At 68.9% G+C, this 15825-nt stretch carries 11 protein-coding genes; 4 read left to right on the top strand and 7 right to left on the bottom strand.

The genetic code is table 11. The annotated features are described in order from the left end of the window. Positions 1-3 precede the first annotated feature (3 nt). The 5 genes from AC06FE_RS08305 to AC06FE_RS08285 form a co-directional block, all read right to left on the bottom strand. Positions 4-1440 carry an N-acyl-D-amino-acid deacylase family protein gene (locus AC06FE_RS08305; protein ID WP_478072769.1) on the bottom strand — a complete coding sequence of 479 codons (1437 nt, stop codon included), beginning with the start codon at positions 1438-1440 and terminating at the stop codon, positions 4-6. Between the two features lie 3 nt (positions 1441-1443). After that, positions 1444-2319, bottom strand: coding sequence for a MurR/RpiR family transcriptional regulator (locus tag AC06FE_RS08300; protein WP_132865568.1), 876 nt, complete (start codon positions 2317-2319; stop codon positions 1444-1446). A gap of 3 nt (positions 2320-2322) precedes the next feature. After that, positions 2323-3678, bottom strand: a complete 1356-nt coding sequence (locus AC06FE_RS08295; RefSeq protein ID WP_132865567.1) for a GntT/GntP/DsdX family permease — start codon at positions 3676-3678, stop codon at positions 2323-2325. A gap of 26 nt (positions 3679-3704) precedes the next feature. Next, positions 3705-4973, bottom strand: coding sequence for an amino acid deaminase (locus AC06FE_RS08290; RefSeq protein WP_478072768.1), 1269 nt, complete (start codon positions 4971-4973; stop codon positions 3705-3707). Between the two features lie 111 nt (positions 4974-5084). Continuing rightward, a complete protein-coding gene (locus AC06FE_RS08285; protein ID WP_478072767.1) occupies positions 5085-6230 on the bottom strand; it encodes an OprO/OprP family phosphate-selective porin in 1146 nt (381 codons plus the stop codon). Positions 6231-6349: 119 nt separating this feature from the next. Here AC06FE_RS08285 and AC06FE_RS08280 point away from each other — a divergent pair, with 119 nt between their 5' ends. Further along, a complete protein-coding gene (locus tag AC06FE_RS08280) occupies positions 6350-7009 on the top strand; it encodes a response regulator (protein ID WP_478072766.1) in 660 nt (219 codons plus the stop codon). A gap of 15 nt (positions 7010-7024) precedes the next feature. Here the strand turns inward: AC06FE_RS08280 and AC06FE_RS08275 are convergent, their stop codons facing one another. Next, positions 7025-9676 carry a hybrid sensor histidine kinase/response regulator gene (locus AC06FE_RS08275; protein WP_478072886.1) on the bottom strand — a complete coding sequence of 884 codons (2652 nt, stop codon included), beginning with the start codon at positions 9674-9676 and terminating at the stop codon, positions 7025-7027. A 283-nt stretch (positions 9677-9959) separates the two neighbouring features. Between AC06FE_RS08275 and AC06FE_RS08270 the strand changes: the two genes are divergently transcribed. After that, positions 9960-11282: a dicarboxylate/amino acid:cation symporter gene (locus tag AC06FE_RS08270; protein ID WP_132865562.1), complete on the top strand. Its 1323-nt coding sequence runs from the start codon at positions 9960-9962 to the stop codon at positions 11280-11282. A 233-nt stretch (positions 11283-11515) separates the two neighbouring features. Next, complete coding sequence (locus AC06FE_RS08265; protein ID WP_132865561.1) at positions 11516-13807, top strand: NADP-dependent malic enzyme; 2292 nt, start codon at positions 11516-11518, stop codon at positions 13805-13807. A gap of 92 nt (positions 13808-13899) precedes the next feature. Here AC06FE_RS08265 and AC06FE_RS08260 read toward each other — a convergent pair whose 3' ends face one another. After that, the gene (locus tag AC06FE_RS08260; RefSeq protein WP_132865560.1) at positions 13900-14265 is read right to left on the bottom strand and encodes a helix-turn-helix transcriptional regulator; all 366 of its coding nucleotides are present in this window, start codon (positions 14263-14265) and stop codon (positions 13900-13902) included. 278 nt (positions 14266-14543) lie between these two features. On the opposite strand from AC06FE_RS08260, the gene AC06FE_RS08255 reads away from it, so the two are divergent. Continuing rightward, positions 14544-15788 (top strand): HlyD family secretion protein, encoded by a 1245-nt coding sequence (locus AC06FE_RS08255; RefSeq protein ID WP_478072765.1) that lies wholly within the window; start codon positions 14544-14546, stop codon positions 15786-15788. Positions 15789-15825: the final 37 nt, after the last annotated feature.

Here is a 15825-nt window from a genome sequence, read left to right as displayed (position 1 = left end):
CAATCAGGGGGCCGGCGCCGGCTCGGGGCGGATGAAGCGGCCCGGCCGGGCGACGACCTGCCGGCCGTCGTAGGCCAGCTGGCCGTTGACCCAGACCGCGGCGATGCCTTCGGCCGCGCGGATCGGGTCGTGGAAGCTGGCGGTGTCGCGGATGCGGGCCGGGTCGAACAGCACCAGGTCGGCCCACCAGCCGGTACGCAGCTGGCCACGCGCGCCCATCGCGAAGCGCGAGGCGGGCAGGCCGGTCATCTTGTGCACGGCGGTATGCAGCGGGAACAGCTGTTCGTCGCGCGCGTAGTGGCCGAGCACGCGCGGGAACGTGCCCCACAGGCGCGGGTGCGGGCGGGGATCGCGCGGCAGGCCGTCGGAGCCGATCATGGTCAGCGGGTGGGCCAGGATGCGGCGTACGTCGGCCTCGTCCATGCAGTGGTAGACCGCGCCGGCCGGCTGCAGGCGGATCGCGGCGTCCATCAGCGACAGGTTCCAGTCGGCCGCGATCTCGGCGAGCAGGCGTCCGCCCTGGCCGGGCTCGGCCTCGGACCAGGTGATCAGGATGTCGTAGGCGTCGGTGACCTGCTTCAGGTCCAGCGTCGAGGCGCTGGCCGCATAGGGATAGCAGTCGCAGGCGACATCCTGCGTGGCCGAGGCGGACTGCAGGGAATCGAGCACCTGGTGGCTGCGGCCCCAGTTGTCGATGCCGGCACACTTGAGGTGCGACACGCGCACGCCGGCCTGCGGTGCCCGCGCCGCGTCGAAGGCTTCTTCCATCGCGGCCAGGATGCCGGCGAACTCATCGCGCAGATGGGTCGCATACAGGCCGCCGGCCGGCAGCTCGGCGGCCAGCTCGGCCACTTCGGCGGAGGGGGCATCGAAGGCGGAGGCATAAGCCAGGCCACTGCTCAGGCCCAGTGCGCCCTGCGCTAGGCTTTCGCGCAGCTGTGCGCGCATGGCGCTGATCTCGGCGGCGCTGGCGGCACGGTCCAGCCGGTCCATGTGGTTCTGGCGCAGCGCGGTGTGGCCGACCAGTGCGGCCACGTTGACCGCCGGCCGGGCGTGCTGCACGGCATCGCGGTAGCTGGCGAAATCGGCGTAACGGAAATCGTCGGCCTCGCCGAGCAGGTTCATCGGGTCCGGCACCTCGCCGTGGATGCGCACCGGGCTGGCGCTGATGCCGCAGTTGCCGACCACCACGGTGGTCACGCCCTGCGACAGCTTGCTGCGCATGTCCGGGTTGCGGATCACTTCCAGGTCGTCGTGGGTGTGCACGTCGATGAAGCCGGGCGCCAGCGCCAGCCCCTGCGCGTCGATCACCTCGCGGGCCGGGGCATCGAGCTGGCCGATGGCGGCGATGCGGCCATCACGGATGGCCAGGTCGGCGTGGACGCCGGCGGTGTCGCTGCCATCCAGGACCAGCGCGTTGCGGATCAGTACGTCGTGCATGGATCAATCACCCAGCGGCAGGCGCGAGTCGCCGCCACGGTGGCGGTCCAGCGCCAGCTTGATGCGGCGCAGGTGCTCGTGGTTGGCATTGGCGCCATTGAGCGCGGTGGTGGTGGACAACACGTCGATGGCCAGCATCATCGCGTAGCGCGATGCCGAGGGCTTGAACACGAAATCGGTCTCCTCGATCTGGATCGGCAGCAGCCAGTCGCTGCGTTCGGCCAGCGCGGTGTCGGCCTGGGTGATGGCGCCCACGCGCGCGCCATAGGTACGCGCGATGTCCACCGCCGAGACGATTTCCGGGGTGATGCCGCTGACCGACAGGGCCAGGACCAGGTCGTCCGGGCCGAGCGTGGCGGCGATGATCTTCATCATCAGCGCATCGCTGCACGCCGACACCGGCCGGCCGAAGCGCACCAGCCGGCTCTGCAGCTCCTGCGCGAACACGGTGGAACAGCCGCCCAGGCCGAAGATGTGGATCATGCGCGCGCTGCACAGCGCATCGGCCAGCGCCTGCACCACGTCTTCCTTCAGGTTGGCGATGTTGTGGCGCAGGCTTTCCTGGATGTCGTCGCAGATCTGCGCGTACAGCGCCGACACCGGTGGTGCGTTCTGCTGTTCGAGGAAGCGCTTGCCGACCGCGCTGGCCGAGGCCAGTCGCGCGCGCAGTTCGCGCACGTGTTCGCAGCCCAGCGCCTTGGCGAAGCGTGAGATGGCCGCGGCGCTGACTTCGGCGCGTTCGGCCAGTTCGCTGACGCCGTACTGCGCGGCGGCATCGACGTCGGCGAGGATGGCGTTGGCGATGCGGGCTTCCACCGGGCTGAACTCATGCAGCCGCTGGCGCAGTTCGTAGACGATGTCGAAGGTGTTCTGGGACATGGTTCAAAGCACCATGGAGAGAGCCATCACCAGCAGCAGCGCGGTGACGGAGATGAGGGTTTCAAGCACGGTCCAGGTCTTGAAGGTCTGGGCCACGCTCATGTTGAAGTATTCCTTGACCAGCCAGAAGCCGCCGTCGTTGACGTGTGACAGCACCACCGAGCCGGCGCCGGTGGCCAGCACCAGCAGTTCCGGATGGGCGTAGCCCATCGCCGCGGCGATCGGGGCGACGATGCCGGATGCCGTGGTCATGGCGACCGTGGCCGAGCCGGTGGCGATGCGCATCAGCGCGGCCATGGTCCAGCCCATCAACAGCGGGGACAGGTCAAAGCGCTGTGACAGGCCGATGATCTCGCTGGCCACGCCGGTGTGGACCAGGATGCCGTTGAGGCCACCGCCGGCGCCGACCAGCAGCGTGATCGCCGCGGTCGGGGCCAGGCACTCCTGCGAGAACTTCAGGATCTGGTCGCGGTTGAAGCCGCGCAGCAGGCCTAGGGTGATGAAGCTCATCAAGGTGGCCAGCAGCAGCGCCACCACCGAGTGGCCGATGAAGCGCAGGCCGTGGTTGAGCGGCGAGCCGGGCGTGGCGATCTGGTCGGCCCAGCCGCCGAGCAGCATCAGCAGCACCGGCAGCAGCAGCGTGGCCAGGGTGATGCCGAAGCCGGGCAGCTGGTCATCGGGGATGCGGCTGTGGCCTTCGTCCAGCAGTGCCGCTTCCATCGGATTGTGCGCGGGCAGCGTTACCCGTGGCGCAACGAACCTGGCAAACACCGGACCGGCCAGTGCCGCGGTGGGCAGGCCGACCAGCAGTGCATAGAACACGGTGCGGCCGACGTCGGCGCCGTAGGCATGCACGGCCAGCATCGCGGCCGGATGCGGCGGCACCAGCCCGTGCACCACCGACAGCCCGGCCACCATCGGCAGGCCGACCAGCAGCAGCGGCACGCCGGTGCGGCGGGCGACGTTGAGCGCGATCGGGATCAGCAGCACGAAACCGACCTCGAAGAAGATCGGCAGGCCGATGCAGAAGGCGATCAGCATCATCGCCCAGTGCACGTTCTTCGGGCCGAAGCGGGCGATCAGCGTGCGCGCGATGCGTTCGGCGCCGCCGGACTCGGCCATCATCTTGCCGAGCATGGTGCCCAGCGCCACGATCAGCGCGATATGCCCCAGCGTCTTGCCCACGCCCTGTTCGTAGGCGGGCAGGATCTCCGGGGCCGGCATGCCGGCCAGCAGGGCCAGGCCTACCGAAACCAGGGTGACGCTGATGAAGGGATTGAGCCGGAAGCGGGCGATCAGCACGATCAGTGCCAGGATCGACAGGCCGGCGTAGAGCAACAGCAGGTTTCCAGCGGTCATGCAGGCAAGCTCCCCCGTGGCGGCACTCAGAACTGCGTGGAAACGGCGCCGACGACGCGCTGCGCGTCATCGACCACCAGCAGGTGGCGCCACTTGTCGAAGGTCAGGCACGGATGGGAGATGTCGAAGCAGAGCAGGTCGCCCACGCGCAGGTCGTCGTCGGCCTGCACGTCGAGGAAGGCGTGCTGGTCCATCATCGCGCTGATCCGCCAATGCACGGCGGCGGCGCCGGGCGCGGTGTCGCCGGGGCGGTGGCGCAGGGCGGGGACCGGGAAGCCGGCATCGAAGGCGGCATCGCGCTTGCCCAGCGCGATGATCGCGCGGGTGGGTTCGGGGCGTGACTGCACGCAGGCCCACAGCCGCAGCGCCGGCTGCAGGCTGCTGCCGATGTCGCGCGCCACCGGGTTGCTGGCCTGGATGCGGGTGATTGCCTGCTGGTAGATGCCCACGTCATGGCTCAGGTAGCAGCCCGGGCGCAGGACCACCTGCGCGTCGGGGCGGCCGGACAGCGCCGAGAACTCCTCGGCCACCACGTCGAACCAGGCCGAGCCGGCGCCACTGAGCAGGGCCGGGCTGGCCGCGAAACCGGCGTCTGCCTGGATCGCCTGCCACTGCGCCAGGCTGCGTTGCAGCAGGGCGCGTACGCCCGCCTCGTCCTTGGCCACGCCTTCGTAGACCTCCACGCCGACCAGCGCCACCGCATCGGGCCAGCGGCGGATCTCGTCCAGCACCGCCTGCGCCTGGGCCGGGTCGCGCACACCGGTGCGGCCACCGGCCATGCCGATTTCCAGCAACACCTTGAGGGTCTGCCCGCGTTGGCGGAAATAGCGGCCGAGTGCGGCCACGTTGTCGGCCGAATCGACCACGCAGGCATACCAGAAGTCCGGGTCCTGCGCCTGCAGCTGCGCAATCAGGTCGAAGTTGCCGCGGCCGACCAGCTGGTTGGCCATCAGCACGCGGCGCACGCCGTGCGCGTAGGCGCTGGCGGTCTGCGCGGCGGTGGCCAGGGTGATGCCCCACGCACCGGCGTCGAGCTGCATCCGGAACAGGGCCGGGCTCATCGTGGTCTTGCCGTGCGGCGCCAGCTGGCAGCCATAGGCCAGGCAGAAGCGGCGCATCCATTCCAGGTTGTGCCGCAGCGCCGGTTCGCTCAGCACCGCTGCGGGCAGGCTGACGTCCTCATCCAGGATCGAGGCGCCCCGTGCGGCGAGGCCCGCCGGTGTCCACGGACCTCCGGCAGGCAGGCCCTTGCCTTCCAGGGGTGCTTCGGAATGAAAGTAATTTTCTTTGGACAACGTCCTTTCCCCGTGCTGGCGCGCCTGATTCGCGGCGGCCTATTGTGTATCACAGGAAGGGTTGTGTGAAAATTATTTTCTTTGCGGCAGTGTACGGGCGACGGCCGTGGCTCAGAAGTCCAGCTGCACGCGCCCGGCGAGCACGCCGGTGTGGTCCAGGGTGCGCGCGGCCAGTTCATCACGGCGGCGGGTGTCGGTCCAGTCCACCATCACCCGCAGGTGCTTGACCGCATACCAGTTCACGCCCACGGTCCAGGCATCGGCAGACAGGTCGCGGCGGGTCTGGGGCCATTGCTCGCCCTGGATGTGGTCATAGCGTGCCACCAGCTCCCAGGCGCCGCCCTCCCGGGCAGGCTTGAGCTGCACGAAGCGGCCGGTGCGGGCGTCGTAGCTGCGTGGTTCGCCGGTCAACAGCCAGCTGCCCTGCACGTAGCCGGAGCGGACCCTGGCCTTCTGCTGGCCGTCGTCGTAGTGGGCGGCGCCGTACTCGGCCTGCCAGGACCAGGCCTGGTGAACGCCGGCGGCCTCCAGCCCGTACTTGTCGACCTGCACGTCGCGGCCGTTGCGGAAGTCGAGCAGCAACAGGCGGCTGTTGTCACCGAAGTAGCCGGCCACGCGCGGCTGCACGCGCAGGGCCGCCGCGCCGCTGCGGCCGGGATTGTCGTAGTCCTCGCGGGCGACCGCGGCGGCCAGGTGCAGGACGTGGCCAGGCTCGCTCCACGGCACGTAGCCGGCGCGCCCGCCCAGGCCGCGGCCCTTCACCTTCCAGGCGTCGATGCTTTCCAGGCTGTAGGCGCTGCCGCTCCAGAACAGGCCGTCCCGGTAACCGTTTGCGCCCACGCCGAGCCGGTAGGTCGGGGCCAGCGTCTGCGCCAGGTAGCTGCGCTCGAGCGTCGGGATGTGGTTGGCGCTGGCGCGGTCGTCCAGGGTGAAGAACTGCTTGAACTGGCCCACCGTCACCGTGGTGGTGCCGAAGCGGCGCGCCAGGTAGACATCGCGCGCCACCGGGCGGTGGCCGGCGAAGTCGCCCTCCAACTTGTAGTCGACGCCGTGGAAACTGCCCGAGGCGGCCAGCCACGCGGCACGCAAGTCATCGTTGTCACGCTCGCGGCTGCCGCGGTCATCGTTGTCGAAGCGCGCCACGTCGTAGTACAGGCGGCCGCTGAACTTGATGCTGACATCATCACTGGCATGCGCGGCCGGTGCGAGGGCCGGCAGCAACAGGGCGGACAACAACAGGATGCGGGAGCGTTGCATGGGCTGGCTGTGCCTGTGGGGATACCGGGTCGGGAGGCGGACCATAGCAACCTGGCCGTGGCGGCCAATAACGCATTGGTAGTAGGGCGAGCGGCCGGGGTGCGTGCCACACTGGCGGCATGAACCTGGTCAAGGTCCTCGTCGCCGATGATCACCCGCTGTTCCGCGCGGCGGTGCTGCATGCGCTGCGCGATGGCGTGGCGGTCGGGCAGACGCTGGAGGTGGCCAGCGCCTCGGCCCTGACCCAGGCGCTGGACGAGCACCCGGAGGTGGACCTGGTGCTGCTCGACCTGAGCATGCCCGGGGCACGCGGCTTCTCCTCGCTGGTGTGGTTGCGCGGCGAGCGCCCGGACATCCCGGTCATCATCATTTCCTCCAACGACCACCCGCGGGTGATCCGGCGCGCGCAGCAGTTCGGTGCGGTCGGCTTCATTCCCAAGTCGGCGCCGGTGGAGGCCATCCGCAACGCGGTCACCGCGGTGATGGCCGGTGACACCTGCTTCCCGCCGCTGGCGGCCGAGCGCTCCGAGCGCGATGCGTTGCTGGCCGCGCGCCTGGCCCGGCTGACCCCGCAGCAATTCCGGGTGCTGGTATGCGTGGCCGATGGCCTGCTCAACAAGCAGATCGCCTACGAGCTGGGATTGGCCGAGAACACGGTCAAGGTGCATGTCACCGCGATCTTGAAGAAGCTCGAATGCAACAGCCGCACGCAGGCGGCGTTGCTGGTCAAGGCGCTGGAGCCGGAAGGCGACCCCGGCCTGCCCGACGCGGGCGCCTGAGCAACGAGCACCGACTCAGCGTGCGCGCTGGCAGGCGTGGGTCAGCAGGGCGCGCAGCGCCGAGGTGCGCGCCTGCTTGGACAGGAAGTGCCAGCCGTTCTCGCGGGCGAGTGCACGTAGCGCCGGGTCCTGTTCGGCGGTGTACAGGATCACCGCCGGGGCCTGCTGCCAGCGCTGCTGCAGCAGCGGCAGCAGCGCCGGGCCGCTGAGCGGCCCCATGCGCACGTCCAGCAACAGCAGGTCCGGCGCGTTGCCCGGCGCGGCGCGGGCCAGTGCCTCGTCGGCATTGCCGGCCATCAGTACCTGGCAGCCCCAGCGCTCCAGCAGCACGCGGGTGGCGCGGCTGACCAGCGGGTCGTCGTCCACGCACCAGACCCGGCAGCCGTCCAGCAATGAGTCACCCCGCAGCTCCTCGGCCGCGGTGACGGGAGCGGGCAGGGCGGTGCCGGCATGTTCGCCGCGTGGCACGCTGACCGCGAACACACTGCCGTGCTCCAGCACCGAACGCAGCCGGATCGGGTGGTCGAGCAGGCGTGCGATGCGCTCGACGATGGCCAGGCCCAGCCCGGTGCCGCGCTCGCTGGCGTCGTTGCCGTCCAGCCGGTGGAATTCCTCGAAGATTTCCCGGTGGCGGGCTTCGGCGATACCCGGGCCGCTGTCGTGCACCTCGATGCGGATGCGCTCACCTTCGCGGCGGCAGCCCAGCACGATGCGCCCGCGCGGGGTGTAGCGGATGGCGTTGGACAGGAAGTTCTGCAGCACGCGGCGCAGCAGGGCGCGGTCCGAGCGCACCACCGCGTGGGTGCGGACGTAGTCCAGCCGCAGCCCGCGCGCGCTGGCCAGGATGCCGAATTCCTTGGCCAGGGCATCCAGCAGCGGGTCCAGCGCGAAGTCCTGGATCCGGGTTTCCAGCGCGCCGGACTCCAGCCGCGAGATGTCCAGCAGGCTGTTGAGGATGCCGTCCTGCGCGGTCAATGCACTGTCGATGTGTTCGGCGATCTGGCGCGTGCCCTCGTCGGGCAGGCGTCCGCGCAGCGCCGACAGGAACATGCGCGCGGCATTGAGTGGCTGCAGCAGGTCGTGCACGGCCGCGGCGACGAAACGGGTCTTGGAGCGGTTGGCATCCTCGGCCTCGCGCTTGGCGCCGGCCAGGTCACGGGTACGCTCGTCCACGCGCTGGGTCAGTGCATCGGCGAGCGAGCGCAGGTCGCGCGCGGCGTTCTTGTAGGCGGTGATGTCGGCGTAGCTGGTGACGAAGCCGCCGTCCGGCAGTGGGTTTCCGCGGATCTCGATGACGCTGCCATCGCTGCGTTCGCGCTCATGCATGTGCGGCTTGCCCGAGCGCAGGTGGTTGAGCCGGCGTTCGATGGCCTCGTCGATGGGGCCGGGACCGAGCAGGCCACGGCGCGCGTTGAACAGGAAGACATCGGCGATCGGCCGGCCGACGTGGATGAAGCCGGGCGGGAAGCGGAACAGCTCGACATAGCGGCGGTTCCACGCCACCAGGTTGAGCTGGGCGTCCACCACGCACACGCCCTGCGGCAGGTGCTGCAGGCTCTGGCTTTCGCCGTAGTCGGCGGCGTGCGCGGCCTGTACCAGGCCATCCTGGGCGGTGCGCAGTTCCTGTGCGTGGTGCTTGACCATGCGTTCGAGCTCGACGCGGCTGCGCTCGCGCAGCTGGGCAAGCCGGCGGCGTTGCCACAGCACGAAGCCGAGCAGTGCCAGCGCGAGCAGGCCGGCGCCGATCAGCGCGGCCTGGGTGCGCGCGGTGGCCAGGCTGTCGTGGCTGGCGCGCAGCAGGTTCAGGGTCCAGCCCTGGCGTGGCAGCGGCTGCGAAATCCAGATGACGTCGCCGGCGTCGGGCAGGCGCACCCGGCGCACGCCGTCGCCGAGGTCCTCGATCAGGCGGTACTCCAACTGCTCGCGCGGCACTGGCCCGTACTGGCGGGTGTTGGCCAGCCGGCCACGGATGGCGGCATCGAGCTGGTGCAGCACCCGGTAGCGCCACGTGGGGCGGCTGGACAGGAAGATCACGCCATTGCCGTCGTTGGCGAACACGGTCTCGGGCATCTCGCCCCAACTGGCTTCCAGCGGACGCAGCACCACCTTGACCACGACCACCCCGACCGGCACGCCCTGGGCGTCGCGGACTGCCTCGGACAGGAAGTAGCCGGGCACCGCGGTGGTCACGCCCTCGGCGTAGAAGGTGCCGCTGCCTTCCTGCATGGCGCGCTGGAAATAGGGGCGGAAGCGGTAGTTGTTGCCGACGTTGCTGGACCCGGGGATGCGCCAGTTGCTGGCGGCCACGGCCAGCCCGTTGCGATCGAGCAGGGTCAGCGTCGAGGTGGTGGCCGCGCCATTGACCGCTTCCAGCTTGTGGTTGAGCGAATCGAAGACGCCGGCCGGGGCGTCCGGCCGCAGCAATGCGGCGCGGATGTCGGGGTCCAGCGCCAGCACCGCCGGCAACACGCCGTAGCGTTCGATCAGCGCCTGCATCGCATCGGCCTTCAGGCGCAGCTGTTCGCGCGCCTGCGCCGCGTCGGCCTGCAGGCTGCGTCGCTCCAGGTGGCGCATCACCGCCAGGCTGACCAGGGCGACGAGCACGGCCAGGCCGGCCAGCAGCAGCCAGGTGTGGATACGTCGTCGTGGGCGGCGCAGGAAGGGCATGCGCGGATGGTCACGCAGACCGGCGGGTTTCTCCAGCGCGGAATCTGCGACGTTGACGCGCGGCCGCTGGTCCATCCGGCAGGGGCGTCGGGCGGGAACGTGCGGCAAGTGCCCGTGGCCATTGGGATTGGTACACAGGGTGCGGTCGAGGCGGGTGCCGGAACGTCGCCAGTAGGGAAAAGCGGCCTAATACCAATGGATTAGCTAGTACCAATGCGTTATCGGCGTGCCCGCCGCCCGCGCGTACAACACCGCTCGAAGCCGTTCTCCTTCGAGGTGTCGCATGCACGTTTCCACCGATGTCGTCGCGGTCCCGGGTGGTCGCACCCCGCTGTACCGCCAGCTGTACTTCCAGGTGCTGGTCGCCATCACCCTGGGCGTGCTGCTCGGACATTTCGAGCCGGCCTGGGGCGCACAGCTCAAGCCGCTGGGCGATGCCTTCATCAAGCTGGTGAAGATGATCATCGCCCCGGTGATCTTCCTGACCATCGTCACCGGCATCGCCGGCATGACCCACCTGCGCAGCGTCGGCCGGGTGTTCGCCAAGGCGATGGTCTACTTCCTGTTCTTCTCCACCCTGGCGCTGGTGGTGGGCATGGTGGTGGCGCACGTGGTGCAGCCCGGCGCCGGCATGAACATCAACCCGGCCGACCTGGACCAGACCGAGGTCAACAACTACGTGGCCAAGTCGCATGAGCTGACCCTGGTCGGCTTTGCGATGGACATCATCCCCAAGACCCTGCTCAGCCCGTTCGTCGGCGACAACATCCTGCAGGTGCTGTTCGTGGCGGTGCTGTTCGGCATCTCGCTGGCGATGGTCGGGCAGAAGGGCCGCCCGGTGCTCAACCTGCTCGAAGCGCTGACCGCACCGGTGTTCAAGCTGGTGCACCTGCTGATGAAGGCCGCACCGATCGGCGCGTTCGGCGCGATTGCCTTCACCATCGGCAAGTACGGCATCGGCTCGCTGGTCAACCTGGCCTGGCTGGTGGGCTCGTTCTACCTGACCGCGCTGCTGTTCGTGGTGGTCATCCTGGGCACGGTGGCCCGGATGTGCGGTTTCTCGGTGATCAAGCTGGCCCGTTACCTCAAGGCTGAGCTGCTGCTGGTGCTGGGCACGTCCTCATCCGAATCGGCGCTGCCCTCGCTGATGGAGAAGATGGAGCGGGCCGGCTGCAGCAAGTCGGTGGTGGGCCTGGTGGTGCCGACCGGCTATTCGTTCAACCTGGATGGCACCAACATCTACATGACCCTGGCCGCGTTGTTCATCGCCCAGGCCACCAACACCGAGCTGACCCTGGGCCACCAGATCATGCTGCTGCTGGTCGCCATGCTCAGTTCCAAGGGTGCGGCGGGCGTGACCGGCGCCGGCTTCATCACCCTGGCGGCCACCCTGGCCGTGGTGCCGGAAGTGCCGGTGGCCGGCATGGCGCTGATCCTGGGCGTGGACCGGTTCATGAGCGAATGCCGTTCCTTGACCAATTTCCTCGGAAATGCCGTCGCAACCGTGGTGGTCTCGCGCTGGGAGGGCGCACTGGACAGCGAACGCCTTGCCCAGGTGCTCGATGGCGCCACGCCCGAACCGGTGGGCGAGGTCGCGGTGCGCTGAGCAAGCCTGCCAACGCGTGGCGCGGGGCCTGCCCGGGACAGGGTATGGCCCTGCGTGTGCTTTCCCGATCCACCTGTTGTCATTGCAGCGACCCGCAATGCTCGGATCATGTCCACCGGACGCCTCCGGATTGTGCGGTTGCAGCATGACCAGTGACAGCTGCGCGACAGGTCCAGACAGCGCAACGCGGTATCATCCCGAGTCCCTTCTGCCCATTCATGCCGAACAGATCGATGTCCAACGAAGATTTCAAACAGGCCGCCCTCGATTACCACCGCATGTCCCCGCCGGGCAAGATCAAGGTGGTGGCGACCAAGCCGATGCTGACCCAGCGGGATCTGTCATTGGCCTACTCGCCGGGCGTGGCGCATGCCTGTGAAGCCATCGTTGCCGACCCCTCGCAGGCAAGCGAACTGACCGCACGCGGCAACCTGGTCGCGGTGATCAGCAACGGCACCGCGGTGCTGGGCCTGGGCAACATCGGCCCGCTGGCCGGCAAGCCGGTGATGGAAGGCAAGGGCGTGCTGTTCCAGAAGTTCGCCGGCATCGATGTGTTCGACATCGAAGTGGACGAGAACGACCCGGACAAGCTGGTCGACATCATCGCCTCGCTGGAGCCGACCTTCGGCGGCATCAACCTGGAAGACATCAAGGCGCCGGAGTGCTTCATCGTCGAGCGCAAGCTGCGCGAGCGCATGAACATCCCGGTGTTCCACGACGACCAGCACGGCACCGCGATCATCGTCGGCGCCGCCGTGCTCAACGCCATGTGCATCACCGGCAAGAAGATCGAGGACGTCAAGCTGGCCACCACCGGCATGGGCGCGGCCGGCATCTCCTGCGTCAACATGCTGGTACAGCTGGGCCTGAAGCCGGAGAACATCCTGGCCTACGACCGCGAAGGCGTGATCCACACCGGCCGCACCGACCTGGACCCGGAAAAGGCGCGCTACGCCCGCGACACCGACAAGCGCACGCTGGCCGAGATCGTCGACGGCGCGGACATCTTCCTGGGCCTGTCGGCCGGCGGCATCCTGAAGCCGGAAATGGTCGCCACCATGGCGCCGAACCCGGTCATCTTCGCGCTGGCCAACCCGTACCCGGAGATCCTGCCGGAGGACGCCAAGGCGGTGCGCCCGGACGTGATCATGGGCACCGGCCGTTCGGACTACCCGAACCAGGTCAACAACGCGCTGTGCTTCCCGTACCTGTTCCGCGGCGCGCTGGACGTCGGCGCCACCGGCATCAACGAGGAAATGAAGGTGGCCTGCGTGCGCGCCATCGCCGCGCTGGCCCGCAAGGAGGCGTCCGACATGGGCGCTGCCTACGGTGGTGACACCCCCAGCTTCGGCCGTGACTACGTGATCCCGCGCCCGTTCGACCGCCGCCTGCTGGTCGAGCTGTCCTCGGCGGTGGCCCAGGCAGCGATGGATTCGGGCGTGGCCACGCGCCCGATCGCCGACATGGCGGCCTACCGCGAGAAGCTGGCCCAGTTCGTCTACCGCACCAGCCTGTTCATGAAGCCGGTCTACGACCGTGCCCGTTCGGACAAGCAGCGCGTGGTCTACGCCGAGGGCGAGGAAGAAGTGGTGCTACAGGCGGTGCAGAACGTGATCGACGAAGGCGTCGCCGCGCCGATCCTGATCGGCCGCCCGGAAGTGATCGAGTCGCGCATCGAACGCCTGGGCCTGCGCATGAAGCCGGGCGTGGACGTGGAGATCACCAACATCAACGACGACCCGCGCTTCAACGAGTACTGGCAGTACTACCACGAGATGACCGGCCGCAAGGGCGTCACCGTGGCCGCCGCCAAGAACCTGATGCGTTCGCGCCCGACCCTGATCGCGGCGGTGATGGTGGCCCGTGGTGAGGCCGACGCGATGCTGTCCGGCCTGGTCGGCCGCTTCCACAAGAAGCTGGGCTACGTGCGCAGCGTGATCCCGCTGGAACAGCGGGTCAGCTCGACCTCGGCGATGACCGGCGTGATCAACTCGCAGGGCGTGTTCTTCTTCGTGGATACCCACGTGCAGGAAGACCCCAGCGTCGACCAGATCGTCGAATCCACGCTGCAGGCGGCCTACCGCATGAAGCTGTTCGGCATCGAGCCGAAGATCGCGCTGCTGTCGCACTCCAACTTCGGCAGCCATGATTCCAAGGACGCGCTGAAGATGCGCCAGGTGCGCGAGCAGCTGCTCAAGCGCAACCCGCGCCTGAACGTGGACGGCGAGATGCAGGGCGACACGGCCTGGGACGAGGCGCTGCGCGAGAAGCTGCTGCCCAACAGCACGCTCAAGGGCCGTGCCAACCTGTTCGTGCTGCCCAACCTGGAAGCGGCCAACATCGCCTACAACCTGGTGCGCGTGTTCACCAATGGCGTGGCGATCGGCCCGATCCTGATGGGCATCTCCAAGCCGGTGCACATCCTGACCAGCAGCGCCAGTTCGCGCCGCGTGCTGAACATGACCGCGATCGCGGCCGTGGACGCGCAGATCCGCAAGCAGATGGAAGCCGACCGCGCCGGTTGATGGCGGGGTCCGGATGCAACGAAGAAGGCCGGCGCAAGCCGGCTTTCTTCGTTTCCGTGGGAAGGTGGGGCCAGCCTGGCTGGCCCCGGCGGTCAGAGCGGCGAGGCGCGCTGGCCTTCCACGATCTGCAGGACCAGCTTGCGGGTGGCGGCGCGGCTGGTGCGATAGCCCACCAGCAGGCGGCGTTCGTGCGGGTCGTCGACCAGCTCCATGCCGGCCGGAGGCGGGCTCGCCGGGACGGCCTCGAGCCCGGTACGGCCGGTGGCCAGCCATTCGAAGGAAACATCGGTGACCAGGGCGATGGTGATCATGCGGGTAGTGCACGGCATGATCCCGGTGGGGCTCTCCCAGTTGCCCACCGCGCTGCGGCTGACCTTGAGCAGGGCGGCCAGCTCGGCCTGGGTCATGCCCTTTCTGCGACGGGCACGGCGAATGCGATTAGCCAGTTGGTTGGGCATCCAGGTTCTCCTCCATGAGGTTGCTGCGTGAGTGCCCGGCGACTATATCGCAAGCGGGATACAATGTGCGAACAAGTGTGAGAAATTGAGACAATGCAAGGAAAAGTGGGTTTTCGTCAGAAAGTCTGACTTTTCGGGTCAGCGCGGCTGACGCCCAGCCCGCGTCCCCGGTGCCATGGGCGATGGGCGTCTGGTGCCAGTGCGAATGACCCTGCGAAGGCCTTGAACGAAGGCCTCCGCTTCGACACATTCGCGCCTCGCTTTCCGGGGGGGCAGCCATGCCGCAATCATCATGCAGGGAGGTCACGTCGAAGGTGCCGCCGGACCGCATGCCGGCCAGCGCGGGGACGTCACCGGCGTTGCGCCTGGGCGGGCTCGCCGGCCTGGCGATGATCGCCGCCATCGCCGTGCTGGTTTTCCTGTGCTCGGCCAGCTACACCTGCCGCTCCACCGTCGAGGGCCAACTGGTCCCGGTGCAGGGCATGCTGACCGTGACCGCTCCGGCCGATGGCGTGGTGGCCTGGTTGAACGTGGCCGAAGGCGGGCGCGTCCGCGCGGGCGGTAGCCTTGCGCTGGTGAGCATGTCACGCGCGACGGTGGACGTCGGTGATGCACAGGGCGCCATCGATGCGCACCTGCGCGAGCGCGAACGCGGGCTGGAGGAGGAGCGCCTGGCCGGGCACGGGCGCATGCAGGCGCAGCGGCAGGGCTTGATCCGACGCCTGCGCCGCGCCCGTGACGAACTGCAACTGGTCCAGGCCGAGGTGCAGGTCCGCCAGCAGCAGATCCGCACCGCCGCCGACAGGCTGCAGCGCCTGCGCCGGCTTGAAGAAGGGCGATACGTGGGGCAGCTGCAACTGCAGCAGCAGGAAGCCGCGCTGCTGGACCATACCGCGCAGTGGCGATCGCTGCAGCGACAGGCCAGCGGTGCACGGCGGCTGATCGCGCGCCTGCAGCAGGAGCTGGACGAGATGCCGGCGCAGGCACGGGCCAACGACGCCGGGCATGCGCGTGCGCAGGCGCGGCTGGAGCAGGAGCGCCTGCAGGCCGATGCCGCCGATGGACGGCTGGTGAAGGCTGCGGTCGCCGGGACGGTGGGGATACATCTGGTCAAGCCCGGCCAGGCGGTGCGTGCCAACCAGCCGCTGCTGGTGCTGTTGCCCGGTGACGGGCGGCTGGAAGCGGAGCTGCGTGTTCCCAGTCGCGTGATCGGCTTCATCGCGCCCGGCGATGACGTGCTGCTGCGCTACCGTGCGTTTCCCTACCAGAAGTTCGGGCACCAGCGCGGCCGTGTGGAACGGATCAGCCTGAGCGCGTTGCCCGACGATGCGGCCGGCCGCGGCGGCGAGGTCGCCTACCGGATCACCGTCAGCCTGGCCCGGCAACACGTCGTGGCCTACGGCAAGCCCGAGCCGCTGCGCCCGGGCATGCCGCTGGAAGCGGACATCATGGGCGAACGGCGTCGTCTGTTCGAATGGCTGTTCGAGCCCCTGCTTGGCATGTCGGCACGGTGGGAAGGATGAGCGGCGTTGGCCTCTGCACGGTGTACGCATGGGGATG

The sequence above is a fragment of the Stenotrophomonas sp. Steno-C18 genome (genome assembly GCF_056393195.1).
This window is presented reverse-complemented; position numbering and strand designations above follow the sequence as displayed.